This is a genomic window from Bradyrhizobium sp. Mp19 (assembly GCF_029952935.1).
GTDB classification, from domain to species: Bacteria; Pseudomonadota; Alphaproteobacteria; order Rhizobiales; family Xanthobacteraceae; genus Bradyrhizobium; species Bradyrhizobium elkanii.
Window position 1 is genome coordinate 84,308 of the sequence record NZ_JASAUT010000030.1, and the last position, 25,870, is coordinate 110,177.

The window sequence follows — 25,870 nt, forward strand, 5'->3', positions numbered from 1 at the left end:
CAGTGCGCTGCCTTGAAGGAGGTGTCGTCGGGTGATCGCCAAATTCGGTCTTCCTGCTTGCGGCCCCGCTTACATGGGACCCAATATAAGGCAACGGTTCGACAAATTACGTTGCTTTTTCCTCATGATATTGGCCCGGGAACAATATCGGTGCGGCGAAACGTCCCGATAACAACCCCGCGACAGCGGATTCCCCATGCGAAAACGGCCAGGCATTGCCTGGCCGTTTCATCCGCATGCTTGCGCGAAGCAAATCGTTACTTCGAGGCGGTCGGGAGCGGAGCCGGATGCTCCGAGTTCGAATTCAGATAGGCGATGATGTCGGCACGCTCGCTGTCCTTCGGCACGCCGGCGAAGCCCATCGCGGTGCCCGGGATGAAGCCCTTCGGGTTGGTCAGGAACTTGTTGAGGTCGTCGAACGACCATTCGCCGCCCTTGCCCTTCATCGCGGCCGAGAAATTGAAACCGCGGCCCTCGCCCTTCTTCTCGCCGACGACGCCGAACAGGTTCGGACCGACGCGGTTGGGACCGCCCTTCTCGAAGGTGTGGCAGGCCTGGCACTTCTTGGCGGCCGCGGCGCCCTTCTCGACGGACGCGGTCTGCAGCAGCTTCTCGATCGGCTCGGATGCGGCCGCAGCGGCCTCGCCGCCACCGCCATGGGACTCTTCCTTCACCGCGATCTCAAAACCCGGCTTCTCCGGCAGCTTCGGCGCGAATTTCGCGCTGGCGGCAAAGCTCATCACCAGGACGACGATGCAGGTGCCGAGAACCGCACCGAGGATTTTGTTGAGTTCGAAGGAGTCCATTTTGGGTCAGGCTCCGGGCCTTGAATGTCGACTTCAGGCCGGGAATACGGCCGCGGGGAAAGACCTGGGAATCGGCCTTATCGCACCGCCCCAAGCAGGGTTGAGATATCGGTTTGCCCGCGCTCTGGCAACCCGTATAAACGCGCCGAATTCAACCTCCTCCCCGGCAATTTCCGCAGGCCGGACGGGCCCCGACACGAATGACCCAACCCCGTACCTTGGTGCTGATTCCGGCTCGCATGGCCGCCACCCGGTTGCCAGGAAAACCGCTGCTCGAGATCGCCGGCGTGCCGATGATCGTCCATGTGCTGCGGCGGGCCGAGGCGGCAGGCATCGGCCGGGTTGCGGTCGCCACCGACACGGCCGAGATCGCTACGGCGGTGAAGGCTGCCGGAGGCGAGGTCGTGATGACCCGCCCCGACCACCCGTCCGGCTCGGACCGGATTTATGAAGCGATGACGACCCTCGACCCCGGCGGCCGCGCCGAGATCGTGGTCAATCTGCAGGGCGATTTCCCGACCATCAGTCCCGAGACCATCCGCAGCGTGATGCCAGCGCTCGACGATCCCGCAGTCGACATCTCGACCCTGGCCTCGCGCATCCATAGCGAGGAGGAGGATCAGGCCCCCAGCGTCGTCAAGGCGGTCGGCTCGCCGATCGGGCCGAACCGGTTGCGCGCGCTGTATTTCACCCGCGCCACCGCGCCCCATGGCGACGGGCCGCGCTACCATCATATCGGTCTCTACGCCTATCGCCGCGCCGCGCTGGAGCGGTTCGTAGCGCTGCCGCCCTCGCCGCTGGAGCAGCAGGAAAAGCTTGAGCAGCTGCGCGCGCTGGAGGCCGGGATGCGGATCGACATCACCATCGTCGACACCGTCCCGCGCGGCGTCGACACCCCGGCCGACCTCGAAACCGCCCGCAGAATACTTTCCAAAGCCTGACCGGCTGGTAAAAGGCCACCCATGACCAAGAAGCTGAAAATCGCATTCCAGGGCGAGCCTGGCGCCAATTCCCATATCGCGATCGTCGAGGCCTATCCCGACGCCGAGCCGATGCCCTGCCCGACCTTCGAGGACGCGCTGGCGGCGATTTCCTCGGGCGAGGCCGATCTCGGCATGATCCCGATCGAGAATTCGGTCGCCGGCCGCGTCGCCGACATCCACCATCTCTTGCCCGCCTCGGGCCTGTTCATCGTCGGCGAATGGTTCTTGCCGATCCGCCACCAGCTGATGGCGATCAAGGGCACCAAGCTCGCCGACATCAAGAGCGTGGAGAGCCACGTCCACGCGCTCGGCCAGTGCCGCCGCGTCATCCGCAAGCTCGGCATCAAGCCGATCGTCGCCGCCGACACCGCCGGCAGCGCCCGCGACATCTCCGAGCGCGGCGACAAGAGCGTGGCGGCGATCGCCTCCCGCCTCGCCGCCGATATCTACGGCCTCGACATTCTCGCCGAGGACATCGAGGACGAGGCCCACAACACCACCCGCTTCGTGGTGCTGGCGCGCGAGGCCAAATGGGCCGCGCAGGGCTCGGGGCCGCTGGTCACGACTTTTGTCTTCCGGGTGCGTAACTTGCCCGCCGCGCTGTACAAGGCGGTGGGCGGCTTTGCCACCAACGGCGTCAACATGACCAAGCTCGAAAGCTACATGGTCGACGGCAATTTCTTCGCCACGCAATTCTATGCCGATGTCGACGGCCACCCCAACGACCGCGGGCTCGCCTTTGCGATCGAGGAATTGAAATTCTTCTCGCGCGAATTCCGCATCGTCGGTGTCTATCCCGGCCACCCGTTCCGCGCGACCTTCAGCGAGACGCAGGATTAGACCAGGCGAGCGCAGCCTCTCTACGGGGTCGTCCCGGCGAAAGCCGCGACCCATAACCACCGGCGTTCGTGGGCAGCAAAGGCGACGACCAGTTTGCGCAACAACTGGGGCTGCGGCGTATGGGTCCCGGCTTTCGCCGGGACGACAATCTTTATGCCGCCCTCTTCGCAAGCCCGAACGCCTCGGCGAGCAGGCTGTACGACTTCTTCCGCGCCGCGTGGTCGTAGACCGCTGATATCACCATCAGCTCGTCGGCCTGGGTCGCCGCGATCAGCGGCTGCAGCTTCGTCATCACGGTTGCGGGGCTGCCGACGAAGAGGCGGGCGCGGTTGCGCGCGATCGAGGCGCGCTCGGCGTCGGTGTAAGGATAGGCTTCTGCCTCCTCGACGCTAGGCAGCGGCAGATACTGGCCGCGGTCACGGCGCAGCCGGTTGAGATCCATCGACATCGCAAGCCGCTCGGCTTCCGCGTCGGTCTCCGCCGTGACGACGGCGACTGCCAGGATCGACTGCGGCGTCGCGCGCCAGCCCGACGGCTTGAAATGTGCGCGGTAGTTCGTCATCGCCGCAATTGCGTCGTGAGTGGCAAAATGATGCGCGAACGCAAAGCCCATCCCGACCTGGGCTGCGAGCTCGGCGGAATAGTCGCTCGAGCCGAGCAGCCAGATCGGCGGCAGCGGCGAGTCATCCGGCATCGCCACCACATTGTTGTAGGGATGGCCGGGTGGGAAATCGCGCGTCTCCCACAAGGTCAGCTCGTGCAGCCGCTCGAGGAAATCATCGCCCTCGCGGCGATCGAGCCGGCTGCGCAGCGCGTAGGCGGTGGCGCCGTCGGTGCCGGGCGCGCGGCCGAGGCCGAGATCGATGCGGCCGGGAAACAGCGCCTCCAGCATCTTGAAGCGTTCGGCGACCACCAGCGGCGCATGGTTGGGCAGCATCACGCCGCCGGAGCCGACACGGATATGCTGCGTCACCGCCGCGATCTGCCCGATCATCAGATCGGGCGCCGGGCTCGCGACGGAAGCAAGGTTGTGGTGTTCGGCGAGCCAATAACGTGTGTAGCCGAGGCCATCGACATGGCGCGCCAGATCGATGCTGTTGCGGAGCGCAGCGGCCGGCCTGGTGCCAGTGGTGACGACGGACAGGTCGAGGACGGAGAGCGGAATCATGGCCGTCAACCTAGTGTGGCGCCACGGGGCGACAAAGGCCCCGACCGCGCAGACCAGTCCCGCAGCGGAACGTCGGCGCCAGCAGCCACCGATTTTGGGACAAAATACAACGATTCATTGATGCACCAAGCTACCCACAATCGATTTCGATCTCCAATCACTTGCAGAATCATTATTATATTAATAGTTTCAATATTTTAATACTACAGCCGCGAAACAGATTACCTGCCCACTTGGCGTTCTCGATAGTCAAATTTTGCCGAATCTTCGCCACGAATGGGCAATTTCCCATATCCGATGGGCTGTTTGATCCAACGCGTTTGGCATATCTTAGCGCCTTCATATCCAGGCCGGACGTCTGCCCTCCAGTTGCGGAGCCTTTGCGTATCATGACCGAGACCATTTCCTCCGTGCCGAACGCACCGCGTGCGCCCAAGGCGCCGAAAATCTCCTTCGAGTTCTTCCCGCCGAAGACCGAGGAGATGGAGCGCAATCTCTGGGAGACCATCAATCGCCTGGCGCCGCTGACGCCGAACTTCGTCTCGGTCACCTACGGCGCCGGCGGCTCGACCCGCGAGCGCACCCATTCGACCATCACTCGTATCCTGCGCGAGACCGATCTGCTGCCGGCCGCGCATCTGACCTGCGTCAGCGCCTCGCGCGGCGAGATCGACGACATCGTCGACCGTTATCATGAGGTCGGCGTCCGTCACATCGTCGCGCTGCGCGGCGATCCGCCCGGCGGCATCGGCACGCCCTACTTCACCCATCCGGACGGCTACCAGAGCTCGGCCGAACTCGTCGCCGGAATCAAGAGGCGCCACGCCGACATCGAGATCTCGGTGTCCGCCTATCCGGAGAAGCATCCGGAAGCGAAGGATTTCGATGCCGACATCGACACGTTGAAGGCCAAGGTCGACGCCGGCGCGACGCGCGCGATCACCCAGGTGTTCTTCGACAACGACCTCTACCACCGCTATGTCGACCGGGTGCGCGCGCGCGGCATCGAGATTCCGATCGTGCCGGGTATCATGCCGATGCACAATTTCAAGCAGGCCCGCAATTTCGTGACGCGCGCCGGCACCAGCGTGCCGGACTGGCTCGCCGAGAAGTTCGAGGGCCTCGACAACGACGCCGAGACCCGCAAGCTGGTCGCCGCCACCGTCGCCGCCGGCCAGGTGCAAAAGCTGTTCAAGCACGGCGTCGACACCTTCCACTTCTACACCATGAACCGCGCGGACCTCGTGTTCGCGATCAGCCACCTGCTCGGCATCCGGCCGAACGGTGCCCAGAAAGCTGCCTGACACATGTCCGTTCCCGTTTCCCCCAAGCGTAACGCTTTGCTCGCGGCTGCCCGCGAGCGCATCCTGGTGCTCGACGGCGCCATGGGCACGATGATCCAGGGCCTGCAGTTCGACGAAGCCGCCTTCCGCGGCGCGCGCTTTGCGGACTTCCACCGCGACATCAAGGGCAACAACGATCTGTTGATCCTGACCCAGCCCGATGCGATCACGGACATCCACGCCGCATATCTGCGCGCCGGCGCCGACATCGTCGCGACCAACACCTTCTCTTCGACCTCGATCGCGCAGGCCGACTACGACATGTCGGACCTCGCCTATGAGCTGAACCTGCAGGGCGCCCGCCTGGCACGCACCGCCGCCGAGCGGGTGAGCGCCGAGGACGGCAAGCCGCGCTTTGTCGCCGGCGCGCTCGGCCCGACCAACCGCACCGCCTCGATCTCGCCCGACGTTTCCAATCCCGGCTATCGCGCGGTCACCTTCGACGATTTGCGCAAGGCCTATGGCGAGCAGGCCAAGGGTCTGCTCGACGGCGGCGCCGACCTGCTGCTGGTCGAGACCATCTTCGACACGCTGAACGCCAAGGCGGCGCTGTACGCGATCTCCGAGATCATCGAGGAGCGCGGCATCGACGTGCCCGTGATGATTTCCGGCACCATCACCGACAAGTCCGGCCGCCTGCTCTCCGGGCAATTGCCGGAGGCATTCTGGCATTCGGTGCGGCACGCCAGGCCGATCACGATCGGCTTCAACTGCGCGCTCGGCGCCGAGGATCTGCGCGCACACATCGCCGATATCGGCCGCGTCGCCGACACGCTCGTGTGTGCTTATCCGAACGCCGGCCTGCCCAACGAATTCGGTCAATATGACGAGACACCGGACTACATGGCGCGGCTGATCGGCGAATTCGCCGCTGCCGGCCTCGTCAACATCGTCGGCGGCTGCTGCGGCACCACGCCCGACCACATCGCGGCGATCGCCAAGGCCGTCGCCCCGCACAAGCCGCGCGTGGTGCCCGAGATCGCACCGCGGCTCAGGCTGTCCGGCCTCGAGCCGTTCACGCTGACCGACGCCATCCCGTTCGTGAATGTCGGCGAGCGCACCAACGTCACCGGCTCCGCACGCTTCCGCAAGCTGATCACCGCCGGCGACTACACCGCCGCGCTGCAGGTCGCGCGCGACCAGGTCGAGAACGGCGCCCAGGTGATCGACGTCAACATGGACGAGGGCCTGCTCGATTCCGAGGCGGCGATGGTGACGTTCCTCAACCTCGTCGCCGCCGAGCCCGACATCGCGCGGGTGCCCGTGATGGTCGACTCGTCGAAATTCCACGTCATCGAAGCCGGCCTGAAGTGCATCCAGGGCAAGCCGATCGTGAACTCGATCTCGATGAAAGAAGGCGAGGAGAAATTCCTGCACGAAGCGACGGTCGCCAAACGTCACGGCGCCGCTGTCGTGGTGATGGCGTTCGACGAGACCGGCCAGGCCGACACGTTCGCGCGCAAGACCGAAATCTGCAAGCGCGCCTACGATATCCTGGTTGGCCGCCTCGACTTCCCGCCCGAGGACATCATCTTCGATCCGAATATCTTCGCGATCGCGACCGGCCTCGAGGAGCACAACAATTACGGCGTCGACTTCATCGAGGCGACGCGCTGGATCCGGGCGAACCTGCCGGGCGCCCACATCTCCGGCGGCGTCTCCAACCTGTCGTTCTCGTTCCGCGGCAACGAGCCGGTGCGCGAGGCGATGCACTCGGTGTTCCTGTATCACGCGATCCATGCCGGCATGGACATGGGCATCGTCAATGCCGGGCAGATGATCGTCTATGACGACATCGACCCCGAGCTGCGCCAGACCTGCGAGGACGTGATCCTCAACCGCGATCCCGGCGCCTCCGAGCGGCTGCTGGCGCTGGCCGAGAAGTTCCGCGGCAAGGAGAAGCAGACCAAGGAGCAAGACCTCGCCTGGCGCGAATGGCCGGTCGAGAAGCGGCTGTCGCACGCGTTGGTGCACGGCATCACCGAGTTCATCGAAGAGGACACCGAGGCCGCCCGCCAGAACGCGTCCCGCCCGCTCGACGTCATCGAGGGCCCGCTGATGGCCGGCATGAACGTGGTCGGCGACCTGTTCGGCGACGGCAAGATGTTCCTGCCGCAGGTCGTGAAGTCGGCCCGCGTGATGAAGCAGGCGGTCGCCTATCTGATGCCGTTCATGGAGGAGGAGAAGGCCCGCAACCTCGCCAACGGCATCACCGGCGGCCGCAACGCCGCGGGCAAGATCGTGCTCGCGACGGTGAAGGGCGACGTCCACGACATCGGCAAGAACATCGTCGGCATCGTGCTCCAGTGCAACAATTACGAGGTCATCGACCTCGGCGTCATGGTGCCCGCCAACAAGATCATCGAGACCGCGAAGGCCGAGGGCGCCGACATCATCGGCCTGTCCGGCCTGATCACGCCCTCGCTCGACGAGATGAGCTTCCTCGCCGGCGAGCTGCAACGGCAGGGCATGAACCTGCCGCTCCTGATCGGCGGCGCCACCACGAGCCGCGTGCACACCGCCGTGAAGATCGACCCGAACTATCCGGGCGGCCCGGTCGTGCATGTCAATGATGCGAGCCGCGCGGTCGGCGTCGCCTCCTCGCTGCTGTCGGCCGACAAGAAGCAAGCCTATGCCGCCGAGGTGCGCGCCGAATACGCCAAGATCTCGACGGCGCATTTCCGTGCCCAGGCCGACAAGAAGCGGCTGAAGCTGAACGACGCCCGCGCCAACAAGGTTGCGATCGACTTTGCGGCGGCGCCGCCGAAGAAGCCGGCCTTCTTCGGCCTGAAGAGCTTCGACGCCTACGATCTCGCCGAGCTCGCCGACTACATCGACTGGACGCCGTTCTTCCAGACCTGGGAGCTAACCGGCCGCTTCCCGGCGATCCTCGACGACCCCAAGGTCGGCGAGGTCGCCCGCTCGCTCTACGCCGACGCGCGCAAGATGCTGGACACGATCGTCAAGGAGAAGTGGTTCACCGCCCGCGCCACCGTCGGCTTCTGGCCGGCGAACGCCGTCGGCGACGACATCGAGGTCTATGCCGACGAGACGCGAAAACAGAAGGTCGCGACCTTCCACACGCTGCGCCAGCAGCTCGAGAAGCGCGAGGGCCGCTTCAACGCCGCGCTGTCCGACTTCATCGCGCCGAAAGAAACCGGCATCGCCGACTATATCGGCGGCTTCGTCGTCACCGCGGGGATTGGCGAGGATGCGGTCGCCGACCGCTTCAAGAACGCCAATGACGACTACTCCTCGATCCTGTGCAAGGCGCTGGCCGATCGCCTGGCGGAGGCCTTCGCCGAGCGCATGCACCAGCGCGTGCGCAAGGAGTTCTGGGCCTATGCGCCGGGCGAGGCGTGGTCGGCGGACGAACTGATCCTCGAGAAATATGACGGCATCCGCCCCGCGCCCGGCTATCCGGCGCAGCCGGACCACACCGAGAAGCAGACGCTGTTCGCGCTGCTCGATGCCGAGGCAACGGCCGGCGTGAAGCTGACCGAGAGCTTTGCGATGTGGCCGGGCTCGTCGGTCTCGGGCCTGTACTTCTCGCATCCCGAAAGCTTCTACTTCGGTGTCGGCAAGATCGAGCGCGACCAGGTCGAGGACTATGCCGCGCGCAAGGCCATGACGGTCGCCGAGATCGAGCGCTGGCTGGCGCCGGTGCTGAACTACATCCCCGCGCAGGACGGCGCCAAGGGATCGGCGATCGCGCCCGCCGCGACGCCCGCCAACGACGCGGAGCTGGCCTCGCATCCGCAGGGCTGCACCTGCGCGGTGCACCTCGCCTGGCGCAAGAAGAAGGTGGGGGCGGGATAGCTCCGCTCGTCTCTTCACCTCGCCCCGCTTTTGCGGGGAGAGGTCGAAGCCGAAGGCTTCGGGTGAGGGGTGCCCCCGCAATGACAGTCGCCTTTGTTGTCCGGTGAGGATTTCCGAGTCGGAGAGGGCTATAGTGCGGGACAACCGTGCCTTGCCCCTCACCCGGCGCTGCGCGCCGACCTCTCCCCGCCAAAGGGCGGGACGAGGTGAACATCGGACCTACCCATGCAGTTCTTCTCCTTCTGGCGATCGCTGGCGAGCTTTCGGGTGCGGATTGCGCTCAACCTCAAGGGCGTGGCCGCCGATGTCGTCTTCGTCGATCTCGATGCGGACGCGCATCGCGCCGACGCTTATCGCAAGATCAATCCGCAGATGGCGCTGCCGGCGCTGGTGACCGACGACGGTACGGTGCTGTTCCAGTCGCTGGCGATCATCGACTGGATCGACGAGACTTTTCCGACGCCGCCGCTGCTGCCGGCGGATGCGCTCGGCCGCGCCCGGGTGCGCGGGCTGGCGCTGATCGTCGCCTGCGAGGGCCATCCGCTGCTGACGCCGCGGGTGCGCCGCTATCTCGACCGCGAGCTCGATCTGCGCGACAGCCAGCAGAACGCCTGGCGGCGGCACTGGACGGTCGAGACGCTGGCGGCGCTCGAGGGCCACCTCGCCGGCCACAAGGCGACCGGCCGGTTCTGCTATGGCGATGCGCCCACCCTTGCCGACATCTGCCTGGTCGGCCACGTCACGGCGGCGATCAACCAGCAGATCAGCCTGTCGCCCTGGCCGACCGTGAAGCGCATCCACGAGACCGCCATGGCGCTGCCGGCCTTCGCCAAGGCGCTTCCGTCCGCGCAGCCGGATACACCGGAAGCGATGCGGGCGAAGTAGTTTGCGGGCGCGTTGCAAAGGACACGCAGAGGCGCAAACGTGTGCGCGGTTCTCTCTCGACCGTCGTCCCGGCGAAGGCCGGGACCCATACGCCGCAGTGGATGTTGCGGATGGGACTGGTCGTTCCAGCATCGCATAACCATTTGCGGTGGTTATGGGTCCCGGCCTTCGCCGGGACGACACTGAGTGTGTTGCACGGGCCGTGAGTCATACTTGCGCATTCTCACTTGCGCATTCTCATTCGCCGGTGCGCAATTGCGCACCGGCGAATGACGACGGAGAGAGATGACGCTACGCCGCCCTAACCGCTCGGCGGCGCCAGTGGCTGCACGATCTCCTGGAACGGCGGCAGCGCCTCGCAGCGCGCGGCGTGGGCCTTGAGCGCCGGATAGCGCGCGTCGAACAGATGCGGATGCGCCTCGCCGGTGAAGCGCAGCGCGCAGGCCACCGCGACGTCGGCGTGGCCGATGCGATTCCCCAGCCAATATGGCGGCGGCACCGCCGCGCGCTCCTGCTCCAGCACCGCGAGCACGCCCGCGATCTGCGCCTCGCAGCGCTCGACCCAGAGTTTCAACTGCTCCTTGCGCAGCACGCGCTCATAGACAAGGCTCACCGCCTTGTCGGCGAGCCCGGTCGCCAGCGCCGTGATGCGCAGATGCCTGCGCCGCTCCGGTCCCGAGTGTGCGATCATCGCCTTGTCCGGCCCGACCAGTTCGTCGAGATAATCCAGGATCGCACCGCTCTCGATCAGCGCCTCGCCGTCGTCGAGCACCAGCGTCGGCACCCGCCGCAGCGGGTTGTAGGCCGCAACCTTCTCCGCATCGCCGAAGGTCGACCACGGCTTGTGCTCAAACGGCAATCCATAGAGCCGCAGCGCGATCGCGGTGCGGCGGACAAAGGGCGAGTCGTACTGGCCGATCAAAAACATCTGTCATCTCGTCGGTCATGCCGCGGCAGGCCGTGCCTCGAAAGCAGGCTTTCGAAGTGTAGCGGCCCAAGCCGAGTCAGAGGTTGCGCTTTGCACCATCCTAGATGAGATGTACCGCGTTGCAATATGGCAAGTCATTCCGGCGAAGCATTGCCTGCTATTGATTCTGCCGAGGCCACAGGCGGGACGCGACAGAACCGGCGCTACTCCTCAACCATGTTGGTGAGCTCACCTGACTCCATCAATAGCGCCACGGCCTGCTCCATATTCGCCCTTGTGATGGATTGAACTATCACCAGGTTCGGCTCGAAGAACACCCTGCCACGCTCAAGCTCATCATTGATGGCTTGCGCGAGTCGTGCGGGGTCATAGAAATTCAGAAGGTATCGCTTTCCTGAAGCGTTGATCCACGCTTGCGAGAACCAACCCTTCGCCTCGACTTCCCATTCGTAATCTGCAAAGTCCGCTGGCAATTCCAACGCGAAGTCGGACATATATTCGCCTCTCTATCCAATCACCGGCACATGCCTCGCCGCATCGCGCGGCAGTTTGCCGTCGAGCCTCGGATCATCCGCCACCTCGATCTGCCGCAGGAACGGACGGAAGCCGGAGCGCTGGTAGAACGCGACGGCCGAGGGATGATCGAAGGTGCAGGTGTGCACCCAGACGCGGCTGACGTCGCGCGACCAGGCGATCTCGAGCGCGCGGTTCATCAGGAAGCGCGCGGCGCCAGTGCCGATGAATTTTGCGGTAACGCCGAAATAGAGCAGCTGGCATTCGCCGGGCACGCTGAAATCGAGTTCGAGCAGGCCCTCGTCATGGCCATCGACGACCAGCCCGTAGAGCTCGTTGCCTGGGGCGTGGATCCTCGAGGCGAGATCGGAATCATCGAGCCCAGTGCGGGTGAACCACAGCCACTCCTCGCCGACCCGGCGATAGAGATCGCGATACCAGTCGAGCGCGGGCGGCTCGACCTTGCGCAGGCGCCACGCGCCGGGCGGATCGTCGCGCCGCGGCGGGCGCGCGGTCATTTCCAGATGTGTGACGACAGCGGCGATCTTGCCGTGGGGAATGTCGGAGTAGCCGTCGGGCAGCAGCATTAAGCGACCTTTGTTTCCATATTGCTGTTGGGAAATATCGGCATGTCACTGCGCAGATGCAATGCAACGCCGCGCAACAACGTTACCGATTTGTCAGTGAGGATTTGCGCGAATCAGGCGCTCGATGTCGAGAGGCCCCCGGAGCATCGACCGTGTCGCGCCATCACACGCTGCCGCCGATCATCACTACGCCGCCACCACCGAAGCCGAAGCCCGCGCGGCGCCGGCGTGGCGTCGGTTACGCGCGGGGTGCGCGTGCGGCTGACGAGGCCGCAGACATCGAGGATGGTGCACCAGTGCGCAGCACGCCGGTTGTTCCGCAGCATGCGCGCCCGGTCGAGACCGTCGAGCGGCGCGCGCCGTCACCGAACGGCAAGCTCAGCGACGACACGCTGCGCGCGATGCTTGAGGTGCAGGAGAAGCAGCCGGGGTAACCAGCCACACCCGCTGTCGTTCACTCGAGCGGGACAAACCAGCTTGAACGCGCTTTGAGGGAGGGCTCCCCCGGCCCTCCCGTACTCGGTTAATTGCCAACCCACACGTTGCCGTTCGCGTCGAAATCGTTCTTCGGGTTATAGCCGGACTCGCGAAGATTCTGCATACGCATCGCGCGGTCGCCGACATCGCCATTGAGACTGGCGTTGGCGTTGAGCACGGCAGGACTCAGTGCGGTACCCATCACGAGGCGTTGGTGGGTCCGGTGTTGTGCCGTCCGTGCATCGGCGAGTGCCGCCGTGGAGAGAGAAGCAATTGCGATCGAAACAAGAATGATTTTCGTCATGGTCAGCTCCTGTGAAGTAACCAGCTGAGCTTTCAATCGCTTCCAGAAAATACGTTCTCGCGCCGAATGTGAGAATCGCCACAGCCCGGCGGCGATCACGATCGATTAGACTAGCAGGCAGAAGCCAACGCTTCTTGGACGCCCGCGCACAGCGTCGCGGGACGTCCATGCGCAAATCGCAAACGTCAACTTGTAGTGATCGAGATGCGCCGCCGCGTTGATGGCACAAAGTGAATAGTGGCTGACCGCCGCAGTTCGCGTCGGCATTCGCACCGATGAGTCCCGGGTCGCGCTTCCGCTTTCACTCTTCGAGCTTCGGCGAGACAAGTCGATGACGCGGGACGACATTGGAGTTGGTGGCGCCCCTCACCTCGGCGTCAGCGTGATCGCTTCCGCGGTTGCGGCTTCGACGGCGCCGCGGCTGTAGAGCAGCGGCACATACTGGCCCGTCGCCCACAGCGGCGCGAGGTCGCGGTAGTGGCCGCTGTAGGGATCGCCGGATTGGCCCGGCGTGTTGACGGCGCGGCTCGCATCCCAATTGCCGACATCGAGCACCATGCGGAATGAAGCGCCGGAGATCAGATGATAGTCGGAGCGGCGATAGGTGGCGGCGCGCGGCACGTTGGCGGCGCCGCCAAGGGCGAGCGGACCGACCTGCATCTGCGCCGCGGTCGCCTTGTCGGCGAGCGGCATCAGCGCGTGATTGAATTGCGCGACATGCAGCCGGCCCCAGCGCCAGGTCGACGCATCGGGACCGAGCTTGTCGGCAACATCGGCGACGGCCTCGCCGAGGCTGTCGCGCAGCACGCGGTCGCGCTCGGCTGAGGGATCGCTGCCGAGCGCCGCGTCCGGCTTTTCGAGATAGCCGACAATCGCGGAGATGCTGGAGGCTTCCGGCGCGATCAGCTCGGCCGCCTTCGGCGCGGTGGTCTTGAGCAGCACCGGGCCGAGATGGTTTGCGATCCACACCTCATAGACCGCGGCGGCCGCGCTGTCGGCCGCGTCGCGCGCATCCCACGCCTTGAGCAGATCGAGGCCCTTCTTGACGTTCGCGTCATCCGACGTGAGCGGCTTCAGCAGCGCGACCAGGCGCCGCGCGAGCATGCCGGTGTCGTCGTTCTGCAGCGCCATCGCGTCCGCCAGCGTCACCTTGCTGTTGGCCTGCAGCACCTCGGTGATGCGCTGCCAGCGCGCGCTGTCGGCCCATTCGAATCCGACCCTGCGCTCACCCACCGGATAATCCGCCGGCAGGTTCATCTGGTTGGCGGTGGCGATGAAACCCTGCTTCGGCTGATAGAGCTTCGGCAATTCGTCGAGCGACAGAAAGCCCTGCCACTCATAGCGGCCGTCGCCGGGCACCGGCATCAGGCCGTCGAAACTGGCGCGGCGCGGCGTCTTGCCGGCGGCGACCCAGCCGATATTGCCGCTGATATCCGCATAAACTTGGTTCTCCGACGGCGCGCCCCAGCGCCGCATCGCACCGAGGAAGCCGTTCCAGCTTTTCGCGGTCATGTAGTCCGACGAGCCGAAATAGGCCGAGGTGCCCGGCTCGAACCAGATCGAGCGCACGGCGAACGCATGCTTCTTGTCGGCGTCGACGAAGATCACCGGGCCGTGGCGGGTGAACTTCAGCTCGAGGTCGCGGTCGGCCTCGCCCTTCACGGCCTCCTTCTCATGCACGATCCGCATGTCCTCCCAGCCGGTGCCGTAGCGGTACTGGTTCGGATTGTCGGGGTTGAGGTCGTAGACGTAGAGGTCTTCCTGGTCGACGTTGAAGATGGTCAGGCCAAACGCGATGGTGTCGTTGTGGCCGATCGAGATGCCCGGCAGCGCCGGCTCGCCGGCGCCGATCACGGAGATGCCGGGTGCGTTGAGGCCGACGATGTAGCGCAGCGACGGCACCGAGTGCTCGCGATGCGGATCGTTGGCGAGGATCGGACGTCCGGTAGCGGTGCGCGATGCCGCGATCACCCAGTTGTTGGAGCCGATGGTGTCGCGCTGCTGGTCGGCCTCGGCGAGGTACGTGTCGGGATCATGCGCCAGCGCCGCCTTCTGGTCCTTCGGCGCGGCGAACTTCACCGGCCGGGTGGCAAGATCGTAGGCGGCGAGCACCGCCTTCGGCACGCTACAGGGATCGAGGCCATCAGGGATCCTGGTGGTCCAGGCCGGCTCCAGCTTGACGCGGAAACGATCGGCATCGAGGCCGGCGGCGCAGGCCACCCGCGAGCGCTTCACCTCGGAGGCGACGTTGCGCGTGAGACCATGGCTGCGGACGCGCACGACATCCTCCGCCGACCACAAATCCGGCATCGTGCCTGCGATCCTGAACTCGATCGGCAGCGCGCGCTTGCCCGCCTGAACGTCGGCGACATAGGCGTTGACGCCGGCGACGAACGCCTCCGCATAGGATTTTGCCTTCGGACCATAGGCCGTCCATTCCGCATTCATGTCACCGCGATAGAGGAACAGACGCAGCGCCTTGTCCTGCTCGGCATAGGCGGGGCCAAAGTCCTTCGCCAAGAGACCGAGCCCGCGCTTGCGCCAGAGATCGATCTGCCAGAGCCGGTCGCGCGCGGCGTTGAAGCCCTGCAGGAAGAACAGGTCGTGCTCGTTGCCGGCATAGATGTGCGGGATGCCCCAGACATCGACCAGGATCTGGCCCGGCGCCTTCAGCCCCGCGACGTCGGTCTTGACCTCGCGCGCTGCGACGAGCGGGCTCGGCTTCTCGCGCGCGGTGGCGGGAGCGGTGAGTATCGCGGCGCAGAGCGCGGCGGCGAGTAGCTTGGCGACGCGGTTGATATCCGTGTTCATGTTGTCCTCCGATGGTTGTTATTCTTGGGAGACGTCAGCGACTGTGCTGCGCCCCCTCTGCTGCATGTAGTATCCGTCGCGCGACGCCTACTCCCCTTCGTCGCTCGCCAGCACGCCCTTCACGGCGCGGGCCCAGCCGGCGAGCTTGCGCTCGCGCGTCGCCTGGCTCATCGCCGGCCGGAAGCGGTGCTCGAGCCGCCAATTGTCGGCGAATTTGGCGGGCTCCGGATAGACGCCGGCATCGAGGCCGGCGAGATAGGCGGCGCCTAGCGCCGTGGTCTCCTGGATCATCGGGCGATCGACCGGGGCGTTGAGCAGATCGGCGAGCCGCTGCATGGTCCAGTCCGAAGCGGTCATGCCGCCGTCGACGCGCAGCACGGTGTTGGCGGCGTTGGCCTCGGGCCAGTCGGTGCGCATCGCGGCCCACAGATCGAAGGTCTGGTAGCAGACGCTCTCCAGCGTCGCATGCGCGAGCTCGGCCGCGCCGGTGTTGCGGGTCAGCCCGAACAGCGCGCCGCGCACGCGCGGATTCCAGTACGGCGCGCCCATGCCGACGAAGGCGGGCACGAGATAGACGCTCTGCATGCTGTCGGATTTGTCGGCAAGCGGCCCGGTCTCCGCGGCGTGCTTGATGATGCCGAGCCCGTCGCGCAGCCACTGCACCGCGCTGCCGGCGACGAAGATCGAACCTTCGAGAGCATAGGTGCGCTGGCCGCCGAGCTGGTACGCGATGGTGGTGAGCAGCTTGTTCTTCGAGGCCACCGGCGTGGTGCCGGTGTTGAGCAGCGCGAAGCAGCCGGTGCCGTAGGTCGACTTCATCATGCCGGGCTCGAAGCAGGCCTGGCCGATGGTCGCGGCCTGCTGGTCGCCGGCGATCCCGGAGATCGCGATCGGGCCGCCGAACAGATCAGCGGTGCTCTCGCCGAACCGGGCGGAGGAATCCTTCACCTCGGGAAGCATCGAGCGCGGCACGCGCAAGAGGTTGACGAGGTCGTCGTCCCAGGCGCCGGTGTGGATGTTGAACAGCAGCGTGCGCGAGGCATTGGTGGCGTCGGTGGCGTGGACTCTCCCGCCGGTGAGCCGCCACAACAGATAGCTGTCGACGGTGCCGAACAGCAGCTCGCCGCGCTCGGCGCGCTCGCGCGCGCCCGGCACGTGATCGAGGATCCAGGCGACTTTTGTGCCGGAGAAATAGGGATCGATAATGAGACCGGTCTTGGCCGAGATCGCCGGCTCATGGCCCTCGGCCTTGAGTTTTGCGCAGATGTCGGCGGTGCGGCGGTCCTGCCAGACGATGGCGCGGTGCACGGCCTGTCCGGTGGCGCGGTCCCACACCACGGTGGTCTCGCGCTGGTTGGTGATGCCGATCGCGGCGATGTCCTTCGCCTTGAGGCCGGCTTTCTCCAGCGCCTCGCGGCACACCATCACGGTCGAGGTCCAGATGTCCTCCGGCTCGTGCTCGACCCAGCCGGAGGCGGGGAAATGCTGCGGAAACTCCTGCTGCGCGACGGCGGCGATGGAGATGTCGCCGCGAAACACCATGGCGCGCGACGATGTGGTGCCCTGATCGATGGCCAGCACGAAAGACATGAGCGTTTCCCTTAAAGAGCTTCATCCCGAGAGGGATTGGTGCAGGCGCAAAGGGAGCGGATTACCGCGGCAAGGTCAAGCTTGGGAAGGTGGTGGTGAGAGACCCGTGATCCTAAGGCGCGAGTGGCGCCACGCGCTCCGCTGTCGTCCCGGCGAAGGCCGGGACCCATACTCCGCGGCGGTTGTTGTAGGTGGGACTCGTCATTCCATGAACACGCGACAATGACCCTCGGTGGTTATGGGTCCCGGCCTTCGCCGGGACGACATTGAATGCTTGGTGCCGCTGGTGATTCATGCACCTTTACTCTCTGACGCGCGCCAGCGGATCCGCGCGAAGAGAGAGTCCGATCACATCGGCCGGTAGGTCCTGACGTCGGCGGGGACGTTGACGCCGATCTTGATCGCGCCGACCGAGCGGATGATGTCGTCGCCGAGCAGCTGGGCGAAGCAGGCATAGCCCCAGTCGTTCATGTGCAGGCCGTCGGCAGTGACGAAATCGGTGATCGGGATCGCCTGTTTCTCGTGCCAGTCGCGCATCACCTCGAAGCGCGGGAAGATGCCGACATGGCGCAGCGCGGCGATGCGGCCGAGCAGCTTCACCATGCCGCGCGCGCTTTCGGGACGCTCGGTGACGCGCGGCGAATATTGCGGATCGACCAGCACGACGTCGGCACCGGACGCCTGAAGGCGCGCCACGCCGTCCTCGACCTGCTTGGCGGTCTCGGCAGGATCGAGGTTGCGCAGCACCGCGTTGGTGCCGACCTGCCAGATCACCATGTCGGGATGTACGTCGATCACTTCGGTTTGCAGCCGCGCCATCATCTCGGGCGCGTCCTCGCCGCCCTTGCCGCGATTGAGCACGGTGATGTCGGCGGACGGATACTGCCGGCGCAACTGTCCGGCGAGCCGGTTGGGATAGGTGAATTCCGGCGCCGACGAACCATAGCCCTGGGTCGAGGACGAGCCGAACGCGATGATGACGACCGGCTTGCCGGCGGCGAGCTTGGCCGCGACATGCGGCAGCGAGCCGGTGCTGTTCGGCACGCCCTTGGGCTGCTGACAGGGCACGCGGTGGAAGATGTCGCTGGCGGATTTCGCGGCCTGCTTCACCCTGTCGAACGCCTTCGCGGCGACGCCCGGTTGCGGCTGCTGAGTGGCGGTGGCTTCGATCGCGGCGGGCCTGCTCGGCTCCGTCTTCGTGGCCTCAGCCTTGGTACCGGATGAGATCGCTGCATGCTGGTCGGCCTGCCCGGTCTGCGCGCGCGACGGCGCGACCCCGAGCAGCGCCAGCACTGCAACAGCGCACAGGCCTCGCCCTGCGGAAGCGCGAAAAGGGAAGGCAAAACGCATTTACTCTGCTTCCTTAATTCTGCTGCACCGGGCCCAGATGGGCCGCATCGATCACGAATTTCGCCAGTGCGCGGCCGAGACAGGCATGAACCTTCTTGGCCAGATCGACACCATGCGAGGTGCTGAACAGGTCAAAATATCCGGCGTCGCTCCACTGCTTCATAATCGCGAACCGGTCGAACAGCGGAACGTCGTGCTGCTGCGCCACCACCTTCATGTTGTCGAGATATGGCGGCGCAGAGATCATCGTCTCCGTACGCGGGCTGTATTGCAGATTGACCAGCACCACGTCGGTCCCGGCGTCCCGCAACGCAACAACGCCTTCGTTGATGGCGGTACGGAAATCGTCGGGATCGACTGCTCGCATAGCATCGACCGTTCCGGTCTGCCAGATAACCAAAGTAGGCTTTTTTGCTTCAACAAGCTTAACAAGAGTTCCCGCGGTCTCCTCGGCGGTGCTCTTTCCCTGTAATTCTACGGATAGATCGATCGTCGACGACGGCAACGCCTCCTTCAGCGCCGCCTGCAGCGTGGCCGGATAGGCGCTCGCCTCGTTGCCCTGGATGGTCGAGGAGCGGCTGCCGACCACCAGCACGTTGAGCGGCCGGTTGGACTTGATGGCGTCGGTGACCTTGGGCAGCGAGCTCTCGCTCGAAAGCAGATAGGCGGGCACGTCGCAGGGCGGCGGCGGTGCCGGCTCCGCCGTGTCGCCGGCGCGCGCGGGCGCCGCCGCCAAACCGGCCGTCAGGCAGGCTGCGAGCAGCGTCAGGCCCAGCATCGTCCGCGCGGACTTCATGCTCCCCCTCCCGCCAGATCGGCGTTGCCGGCGGCGCCTTTTTTCGAGGCGCCTTTGTCGGCGGAGTGTTTGTACCACGAAATGATCCACGCCATGCCGCACATGATGAGGATGCCGCAGATGCTGATCAAGGCGTGCAGTGCGGCACCGCCAGATACTTCGGCAAGTACGAAGTGACCGGCAAAGGCGAGGAAGACCCCGAGGCAGAATATCTCAAGCGAGTGCTGGCCACACAGGATCAAAGGTCGCAGCCAGGGCGATTTCAGCCCCGGCCAGTCCCTGGGCAGGAAGCGCACGGTGAGCGCAGCGAGCGCCAGGAAGTGCGCGAACCGCAACACGTCCAGGTCGGTCTTGTTGATCGGATACATCCATTGCTCGATCACCTTCGGCATGATGTGGCCGAGCTGCGGCACGTACCAGGTCAGCGTCACGAAGAACGCCGCGACCAGATAGACGATGCAGATCCACATCGTGATGTTCGACGACAGGATGCGCGACATCCGCCGCGCGCCGCCGAGCGCGCACCAGGCGCCGAACACGAACAGCAATTGCCAGGCGAACGGATTGAACGCCCAGAAGCCGTTCGGGTAAGCCGAGAGATAGAGGTCGAACTGCCAGGTCAGCGCGTAGAGCACGACCGAGAGGCCGAGCGTGACATCGGGCTTCCATTTCATCAGCCACAGGATCAGCGGCAGGAACAGCATCAAGACGATATAGAGCGGCAGCACGTCCATGTTGACGGGACGGAAGCGCAGCAGCAGCGCCTGCACGATGGTGACGTCGGGCTGCTTGAGGAAGTCCATGATCCCCATTTCCTCGCTGTAGAGCGGGTTCTCGAACGAGGTCGCGACATAGGAGATCTCGGCGAGGAAGATCGTGAACAGGAAGACATGCGCGACATAGATCTGCCAGACCCGGCGCAGGATGCGCGCGGTCGCGATCACGAAGCCGCCCTCCAGCATGGCGCGGCCGTAGACGAAGGCCGCGGTGTAGCCGGAGATGAAGATGAAGATCTCGGTGGCGTCGGAGAAGCCGTAATTGCGGATCGTCAGCCAGGTCAGAAGATTGGTCGGCAGATGATCGATGAAGATCAGCCACAGCGCGAGCCCGCGGAACAGATCGAGGCGGAGCTCGCGCTCGCCGGTCGCCGGCAGGGTGATCGCGGGCGCAGCAACCTTCGCCTCGGCCTCAGCCTTTACTTCGGCCTGGGCGTCAGCCACCGGCGAACCGGCTATGGGGTCGGCAATCGAGCTCATCAAACACCGTGTCGGCCGCGGACGCCCCGCACGCCGTGCTGAAAAGATAATATCGGTCCGCGAGTTGCCGACAAAGCACGGAGTGCGGCGGCATGCGGCCGCGCTTTAGAGCGGAACTATGTTGAAACCGCGATGAACGGACCGCCCCTGGGCCGCCTTTTCACGGCCTGGCAGGCGATTGGTTCCGGCGGCCCAATTGGCTATGATGGCGCCCTGTTCGAGCATGATCCGGTCGAAAACGGACCATACGCCAGGACCATCGGATTGAGCCGCATGTACCGCGCCGTTACCCGCCAGATCGAAGTCACCGTCGAGCCGAACTTCATGCCCGAGCGCTCGTCGGTCGACCGGCGCGAATATTTCTGGTCGTACAAGATCGTGATCGTCAATTCGGGCCCGGAAACGGTGCAGCTGCGGACGCGGCACTGGATCATCACCGACGCCACCGGCCGCCGCCAGGAGGTGCGCGGCGAGGGCGTGGTCGGCGAGCAGCCGGTGCTCGCGCCCGGCGAGCGCTTCGAATACACGAGCGGCGTGCCGCTGCCGACCGCCTCCGGCTTCATGACCGGCAGCTATCAGATGGTCACCGAAGCCGGCGAGCGCTTCGACATCGACGTGCCGACCTTCTCGCTGGATAGCCCGAGCCCGGGCGGCAAAAGGGTGTTGAACTGACGCCTGCGTAGCCCGGATGGAGCGCAGCGCAATCCGGGGCAGGTGCATCCGCGGTTGGAGCGGCCCCGGATTTCGCGGAGCCTGTCATCGGGCGCGCGTTCGCGCGACCCGTTGGCTTCATCCGGGCTACGATGACGAACGCGCCTACTCGACGCCGGCTTCCTGCGGCGTGAATTCATACACCGACGAGCAGAACTCGCAGGTCACGACGACCTTGCCGTCCTTGACCATCTCGGCGCGGTCGTTCGGCGCGAAGCTCTTCAGCATCGACGACACCGCATCGCGCGAGCAGGAGCACTGCGCGCGCAGCGTTTGCGGGTTGAAGACGCGAACCCCGCGTTCGTGGAACAGGCGATAGAGCAGCCGCTCGCCGGACAGATCAGGATCGATCAGCTCGACGTCCTCGACGGTCGAGATCAGCGACTGGCCCTCGACCCAGGCATCGTCGTCCGGCACGCTATGCGTGGCGGTGCCTTCCGGCGCATCGCCGGGATGCAGATCGGCCTGCTTGGCGCGCTCGGGCGCCTTGGGCAGGAATTGCAGCAGGATGCCGCCGGCGCGCCAGTGCAGCTTGCCGCCCTCGCCACCGCGCATCTCCTCGCCGACCGCAAGGCGCACGCGCGTCGGAATCTGCTCCGAGCGCAGGAAATATTCATGGGCTGCCTCTTCCAGGCCGCCGCCGTCGAGCGCGACCAGTCCCTGGTAGCGGCTGGTGTTGGAGCCCTGATCGATGGTCATCGCAAGGTGACCCTTGCCGAGCAGCTCGCCCGAGCTCTGGCCGTTCTTGAGGCGCGATGCGTCGTAGCGCGCATAGGCACGCAGCCGGTCGGGCGCCTGGAAATCGACGATCAGGAGCGACACCGGACCGTCGGTCCGGGTCTGCAGGATGAAGCGGCCCTCGAACTTGACCGACGAGCCGAGCAGCGTGGTCAGCACGATCGCCTCGCCGAGCAGCTTGCCGACCGCGGGCGGATAATCGTGCTTGTGCAGGATCTCGTCGAGCGCGGGGCCGAGCCGGGTCAGCCGGCCGCGCAGGTCCAGCGCGCCGACCTCGAAGGCCAGCACGGCATCGTCGACAGGAACCGCTGAGGGCGCGCGAACCGGCGCCTCGGGCGTGATTTTGATGTCGGGGGATTGTGAAACCATGGCGCTCTATCTGGGGTCTCGGACCGCAAAACGAAAGGGGTTCACCGGAACGGATCTATCCGTCGTCCCTGCGAAAGCAGGGACCCATAACCACCAATGTGAGTTGCTGCATCAAGCTGGGGCCCCAGCCTTCACAACAATTGACAGCGATGGTTATGGGTCCCGGGTCGCGCTGCGCTTGCCCGGGACGACAACGCTTACTGATCTACGACTACGCGACCGCGTCGAAACACCAGGCCAGGATGCCCTTCTGCGCATGCAGGCGGTTTTCCGCCTCGTCGAACACCACGGATTGCGGCCCGTCGATCACCTCGTCGGTGACCTCCTCGCCGCGATGCGCGGGCAGGCAGTGCATGAACAGCGCATCCGGCTTGGCGAGCGACATCAGCTTGGCATTGACCTGATAGGGCCGCAGCACGTTGTGGCGGTGCTCGCCCTCCTTGTCGCCCATCGACACCCAGGTGTCGGTGACGACGCAGTCGGCGCCGCGCACGGCGGCTTCCGGATCGGTGCCGAGCATGATCGGCGCGCCGGTCGCCTTGATCCAGTCGCGCATCGGCTTCTTCGGCGACAGCTCCGGCGGGGTTGCGACATTGAGCTGGAACTTGAACCGCTCGGCGGCATGCGCCCAGGAGGCCAGCACGTTGTTGTCGTCGCCGGTCCAGGCCACGGTCTTGCCCTCGATCGAGCCGCGGTTTTCCTCATAGGTCATGAGGTCGGCCATCACCTGGCAGGGATGCGAACGCCGGGTCAGGCCGTTGATGACGGGGACGGTGGCGTGAGCCGCGAGCTCGAGCAGCGCGTCATGGTTGAGGATGCGGATCATGATCGCATCGACATAGCGCGACAGCACGCGCGCGGTGTCGGCGATGGTCTCGCCGCGGCCGAGCTGCATCTCGGCACCGGTCAGCATGATGGATTCACCGCCGAGCTGGCGCATGCCGACGTCGAACGACACCCTTGTGCGGGTCGACGGGCGCTCGAAGATCATCGCCAGCGTCTTGCCTTCAAGCGGCTTCCTGCCCTTCTCATGCGCCTTCAGCTTCGCCTTCATGGCGGCTCCGGCGGACAGCATGTTGCGCAGCTCGCCGAGCGGCAGCTCGTTGATATCGAGGAAGTGACGGACCGGCTTGCTCATTATCCAGCCGCCTTCTTCGGCTGGGCCGCCGACAATGTCGCGCAGGCGCGCTCGAGCGCGGTGATCGACGTATCGATCTCGGCCTCGGTCACGATCAGGGGCGCCAGGAACCGTACCACATTGTCGCCGGCGCCGACGGTGAGCAGCTTCTCGTTGCGCAGTGCTGCGATCAGGTCGCCCGACGGCACCACGGCCTTGACGCCGATCAACAGCCCCTCGCCGCGCACCTCCGACAGCACGCCGGGATAGCGGTCGACGACGGAAGCGAGCTTCTGCTTGAGCAAGAGCGACATCTTTTGCACATGCTCGAAGAAGCCGGGTTTCAGCATGACGTCGAGCACGGCATTGGCGGCGGCGACCGCGAGCGGATTGCCGCCGAAGGTCGAGCCGTGCGAGCCGGGCGCCATGCCTTCGGCCGCTTTCGCGGTCGCCAGCACCGCGCCGATCGGGAAACCGCCGCCGAGCGCCTTGGCCAGCGACATCACATCCGGCGTGACGCCGGTGCGCTTGTAGGCGAACAGCTCGCCGGTGCGGCCCATGCCGGTCTGCACTTCGTCGAAGGCGAGCAACAGGCCGTGCTCGTCGCAGAGCGCGCGCAGCGCCTTGAAGAACGCCTGCGGCGCCGAACGCACGCCGCCCTCGCCCTGCACCGGCTCGATCAGGATGCCGGCGGTGTGCGGACCGATCGCCTTCTTCACCGCCTCGATGTCGCCATGCGGCACCTGGTCGAAGCCGTCCATCGGCGGGCCGAAGCCCTCGAGATATTTCGCCGAGCCGGTCGCCGCCAGCGTGCCCAGCGTGCGGCCGTGGAAGGCGCCCTCGAAGGTGATGATGCGGTAGCGCTCGCCATGGCCCTTGGAGAAGTGATAGTGGCGGACCAGCTTGATCACGCCCTCCATCGCTTCCGCGCCGGAATTGCAGAAGAACACGAAGTCGGCAAAGCTCTGCTCGCACAGCCGCGCGGCAAGCACCTCGCCGTCCGGGCTCTTGAACAGGTTCGACATGTGCCAGAGCTTGGTCGCCTGTTCCTGCAGCGCCTTGACCAGATGCGGATGCGCATGCCCGAGCGCGTTGACCGCGACGCCCGAGGTGAAATCGAGATAGCGGTCGCCGTTGGTTGCGATCAGCCAGGCGCCCTCACCGCGCTCGAAGCCGAGATCGACCCTGGCGAAGACAGGGAGCAGATGCGACGTGGCAGCGTTGGTCATGGCGTTCACTGACGGTTTTTAAGCCGACAATTGCCGCTGCGCCTTGACGCCAGCGCAGCAACGGCCAGCTTCGGAAAACAAAACGGCCGCCTTTGCGGGCGGCACGTGGCGGGCATTCTATGCTGCGGTCGGTAAGTGTCAATCGTCACGAAGTGGCCTTCCTGCAATGCGAAACGAGCGCAATCCGGAGCATTCCGGTGCGGTGGAAAAGCCTCATCGCAATGCTTAACTTTGTGGGAACATGTGGACGCACGGCCGCGGACTCTTGCGCCAGAGTCACGCCATATTGTAGCGTTTGGCCTGTCGGGTACGACATCTCGTGCGGCAGTACTGGACCCTCTAAGTAGCCTTCGTATCGCGCGTAAACGTTCGGGCGCAAGACCGCGCCCGGCGAGGGCTAAGGGATTCTGGCCGCAGGGATATTTGTCCAGATTGGCTCGCAGCGCCGCTCCAATGATTGGCCGGCGCTACGCGAAGGGAAGAATGCGATGACTGTATTGACCTGGTCCGACGATCGCGTCGAGCAGCTGAAAAAGCTCTGGGAGTCCGGCCTGTCGGCCAGCCAGATCGCGGCGGAACTTGGCAATGTGACGCGAAACGCCGTGATCGGCAAAGTGCATCGGCTCGGCCTCTCCGGCCGCGCCAAGGCACCCTCCACGGCCGCGCCGCGGCAGCGCAAGGCCCGCCCCGCCCAGCACATGATGCGGGTGGCGCGCCCGGTCTCGCGCGGCAACACCGCACTGGCGCACGCATTCGAGGTCGAGATGGAGCCCGATCCGATCTCCTTCGACAATGTGGTGCCGATGAGCCAGCGGCTGTCGCTGCTTGAGCTCAACGAGGCCACCTGTCACTGGCCGGTCGGCGATCCCTCGAGCCCGGAATTCTTCTTCTGCGGCGGCAAGGCGCTCGCCGGCCTGCCCTATTGCGCGCATCACTCGCGCGTCGCCTACCAGCCCGCCGCCGATCGCCGCCGGCCATCGGCGAAGCCGCAGATCAAGTGAGCACTCGGGAAACTACGGAAGACCTGAAAAACAAATCCCCGCGAAAGCGGGGATTTTTTTATGGCGCGTGGCCCGTTACATCATCGGCGTCGTCCCGGCGAAAGCCGGCAACTGTTATGTTGGTTTGGTCTGCAGGTACGGCTTTCGGTCTCGCATCATGGCATTGAGGACCGTGAGCAGCTTCCTGGCGACGGCGATGAGGGCGAGCTTGGCTGGTTTTCCGGCCTGTCGCAGCCGTGCATAGAAGGC

General features: G+C 65.4%; 22 protein-coding genes and 1 pseudogene. 8 read left to right on the top strand and 15 right to left on the bottom strand.

The window, feature by feature from the left end:
* Positions 1–257 precede the first annotated feature (257 nt).
* On the bottom strand, positions 258–806 hold the full coding sequence (locus tag QJT82_RS28230) for a cytochrome c family protein (protein ID WP_028342300.1): 549 nt from the start codon (positions 804–806) through the stop codon (positions 258–260).
* Positions 807–1,006: 200 nt separating this feature from the next.
* Between QJT82_RS28230 and QJT82_RS28235 the strand changes: the two genes are divergently transcribed.
* Positions 1,007–1,747: a 3-deoxy-manno-octulosonate cytidylyltransferase gene (locus tag QJT82_RS28235; RefSeq protein ID WP_028342301.1), complete on the top strand. Its 741-nt coding sequence runs from the start codon at positions 1,007–1,009 to the stop codon at positions 1,745–1,747.
* A gap of 21 nt (positions 1,748–1,768) precedes the next feature.
* The gene (locus tag QJT82_RS28240) at positions 1,769–2,629 is read left to right on the top strand and encodes a prephenate dehydratase (protein ID WP_028342302.1); all 861 of its coding nucleotides are present in this window, start codon (positions 1,769–1,771) and stop codon (positions 2,627–2,629) included.
* A gap of 151 nt (positions 2,630–2,780) precedes the next feature.
* Here QJT82_RS28240 and QJT82_RS28245 read toward each other — a convergent pair whose 3' ends face one another.
* Positions 2,781–3,797, bottom strand: a complete 1,017-nt coding sequence (locus QJT82_RS28245) for an LLM class flavin-dependent oxidoreductase (protein WP_028342303.1) — start codon at positions 3,795–3,797, stop codon at positions 2,781–2,783.
* A gap of 389 nt (positions 3,798–4,186) precedes the next feature.
* Here QJT82_RS28245 and metF point away from each other — a divergent pair, with 389 nt between their 5' ends.
* From metF to maiA, 3 genes are all read left to right on the top strand, one after another.
* A complete protein-coding gene (gene metF, locus QJT82_RS28250) occupies positions 4,187–5,101 on the top strand; it encodes a methylenetetrahydrofolate reductase [NAD(P)H] (protein WP_016840922.1) in 915 nt (304 codons plus the stop codon).
* Positions 5,102–5,104: 3 nt separating this feature from the next.
* Positions 5,105–8,959 carry a methionine synthase gene (metH, locus tag QJT82_RS28255; protein WP_028342304.1) on the top strand — a complete coding sequence of 1,285 codons (3,855 nt, stop codon included), beginning with the start codon at positions 5,105–5,107 and terminating at the stop codon, positions 8,957–8,959.
* Between the two features lie 225 nt (positions 8,960–9,184).
* Positions 9,185–9,844, top strand: coding sequence for a maleylacetoacetate isomerase (maiA, locus tag QJT82_RS28260; RefSeq protein ID WP_028342305.1), 660 nt, complete (start codon positions 9,185–9,187; stop codon positions 9,842–9,844).
* Between the two features lie 301 nt (positions 9,845–10,145).
* Here the strand turns inward: maiA and QJT82_RS28265 are convergent, their stop codons facing one another.
* The 3 genes from QJT82_RS28265 to QJT82_RS28275 form a co-directional block, all read right to left on the bottom strand.
* Positions 10,146–10,772, bottom strand: a complete 627-nt coding sequence (locus tag QJT82_RS28265; RefSeq protein ID WP_028342306.1) for a glutathione S-transferase family protein — start codon at positions 10,770–10,772, stop codon at positions 10,146–10,148.
* A 203-nt stretch (positions 10,773–10,975) separates the two neighbouring features.
* Positions 10,976–11,266, bottom strand: coding sequence for a hypothetical protein (locus QJT82_RS28270; RefSeq protein ID WP_028342307.1), 291 nt, complete (start codon positions 11,264–11,266; stop codon positions 10,976–10,978).
* 12 nt (positions 11,267–11,278) lie between these two features.
* Positions 11,279–11,872 (bottom strand): GNAT family N-acetyltransferase, encoded by a 594-nt coding sequence (locus tag QJT82_RS28275; protein ID WP_028342308.1) that lies wholly within the window; start codon positions 11,870–11,872, stop codon positions 11,279–11,281.
* Positions 11,873–12,024: 152 nt separating this feature from the next.
* Between QJT82_RS28275 and QJT82_RS28280 the strand changes: the two genes are divergently transcribed.
* Entirely contained in the window at positions 12,025–12,306 is a 282-nt protein-coding gene (locus QJT82_RS28280; protein WP_028342309.1) for a hypothetical protein, read from the top strand.
* An 89-nt stretch (positions 12,307–12,395) separates the two neighbouring features.
* Here QJT82_RS28280 and QJT82_RS28285 read toward each other — a convergent pair whose 3' ends face one another.
* From QJT82_RS28285 to QJT82_RS28310, 6 genes are all read right to left on the bottom strand, one after another.
* Positions 12,396–12,653 (bottom strand): hypothetical protein, encoded by a 258-nt coding sequence (locus tag QJT82_RS28285; RefSeq protein WP_155258616.1) that lies wholly within the window; start codon positions 12,651–12,653, stop codon positions 12,396–12,398.
* A gap of 366 nt (positions 12,654–13,019) precedes the next feature.
* A complete protein-coding gene (locus QJT82_RS28290; RefSeq protein ID WP_028342310.1) occupies positions 13,020–15,464 on the bottom strand; it encodes a penicillin acylase family protein in 2,445 nt (814 codons plus the stop codon).
* 87 nt (positions 15,465–15,551) lie between these two features.
* Positions 15,552–17,054, bottom strand: coding sequence for a glycerol kinase GlpK (gene glpK / locus QJT82_RS28295; RefSeq protein ID WP_028342311.1), 1,503 nt, complete (start codon positions 17,052–17,054; stop codon positions 15,552–15,554).
* A gap of 348 nt (positions 17,055–17,402) precedes the next feature.
* Positions 17,403–18,404 carry an SGNH/GDSL hydrolase family protein gene (locus QJT82_RS28300; RefSeq protein ID WP_028342312.1) on the bottom strand — a complete coding sequence of 334 codons (1,002 nt, stop codon included), beginning with the start codon at positions 18,402–18,404 and terminating at the stop codon, positions 17,403–17,405.
* 13 nt (positions 18,405–18,417) lie between these two features.
* Entirely contained in the window at positions 18,418–19,200 is a 783-nt protein-coding gene (locus tag QJT82_RS28305; protein WP_155258617.1) for an SGNH/GDSL hydrolase family protein, read from the bottom strand.
* The gene (locus QJT82_RS28310) at positions 19,197–20,456 is read right to left on the bottom strand and encodes an OpgC domain-containing protein (RefSeq protein WP_028342314.1); all 1,260 of its coding nucleotides are present in this window, start codon (positions 20,454–20,456) and stop codon (positions 19,197–19,199) included. The genes QJT82_RS28305 and QJT82_RS28310 overlap by 4 nt, the downstream gene beginning before the upstream one ends.
* 273 nt (positions 20,457–20,729) lie before the next feature.
* Here QJT82_RS28310 and apaG point away from each other — a divergent pair, with 273 nt between their 5' ends.
* A complete protein-coding gene (gene apaG, locus QJT82_RS28315; RefSeq protein ID WP_028333747.1) occupies positions 20,730–21,128 on the top strand; it encodes a Co2+/Mg2+ efflux protein ApaG in 399 nt (132 codons plus the stop codon).
* Positions 21,129–21,272: 144 nt separating this feature from the next.
* Here apaG and QJT82_RS28320 read toward each other — a convergent pair whose 3' ends face one another.
* From QJT82_RS28320 to QJT82_RS28330, 3 genes are all read right to left on the bottom strand, one after another.
* On the bottom strand, positions 21,273–22,274 hold the full coding sequence (locus QJT82_RS28320) for an Hsp33 family molecular chaperone (RefSeq protein WP_028342315.1): 1,002 nt from the start codon (positions 22,272–22,274) through the stop codon (positions 21,273–21,275).
* A 211-nt stretch (positions 22,275–22,485) separates the two neighbouring features.
* The gene (gene argF / locus QJT82_RS28325; RefSeq protein WP_028342316.1) at positions 22,486–23,412 is read right to left on the bottom strand and encodes an ornithine carbamoyltransferase; all 927 of its coding nucleotides are present in this window, start codon (positions 23,410–23,412) and stop codon (positions 22,486–22,488) included.
* Positions 23,412–24,620 carry an aspartate aminotransferase family protein gene (locus QJT82_RS28330; RefSeq protein WP_028342317.1) on the bottom strand — a complete coding sequence of 403 codons (1,209 nt, stop codon included), beginning with the start codon at positions 24,618–24,620 and terminating at the stop codon, positions 23,412–23,414. Before QJT82_RS28330 ends, argF begins: the two co-directional genes overlap by 1 nt.
* A 488-nt stretch (positions 24,621–25,108) precedes the next feature.
* Here QJT82_RS28330 and QJT82_RS28335 point away from each other — a divergent pair, with 488 nt between their 5' ends.
* The gene (locus tag QJT82_RS28335) at positions 25,109–25,621 is read left to right on the top strand and encodes a GcrA family cell cycle regulator (protein ID WP_021076557.1); all 513 of its coding nucleotides are present in this window, start codon (positions 25,109–25,111) and stop codon (positions 25,619–25,621) included.
* 114 nt (positions 25,622–25,735) lie between these two features.
* Here the strand turns inward: QJT82_RS28335 and QJT82_RS28340 are convergent.
* Positions 25,736–25,870 (bottom strand): annotated as a pseudogene (locus tag QJT82_RS28340) (IS110 family transposase); the annotation flags it as partial.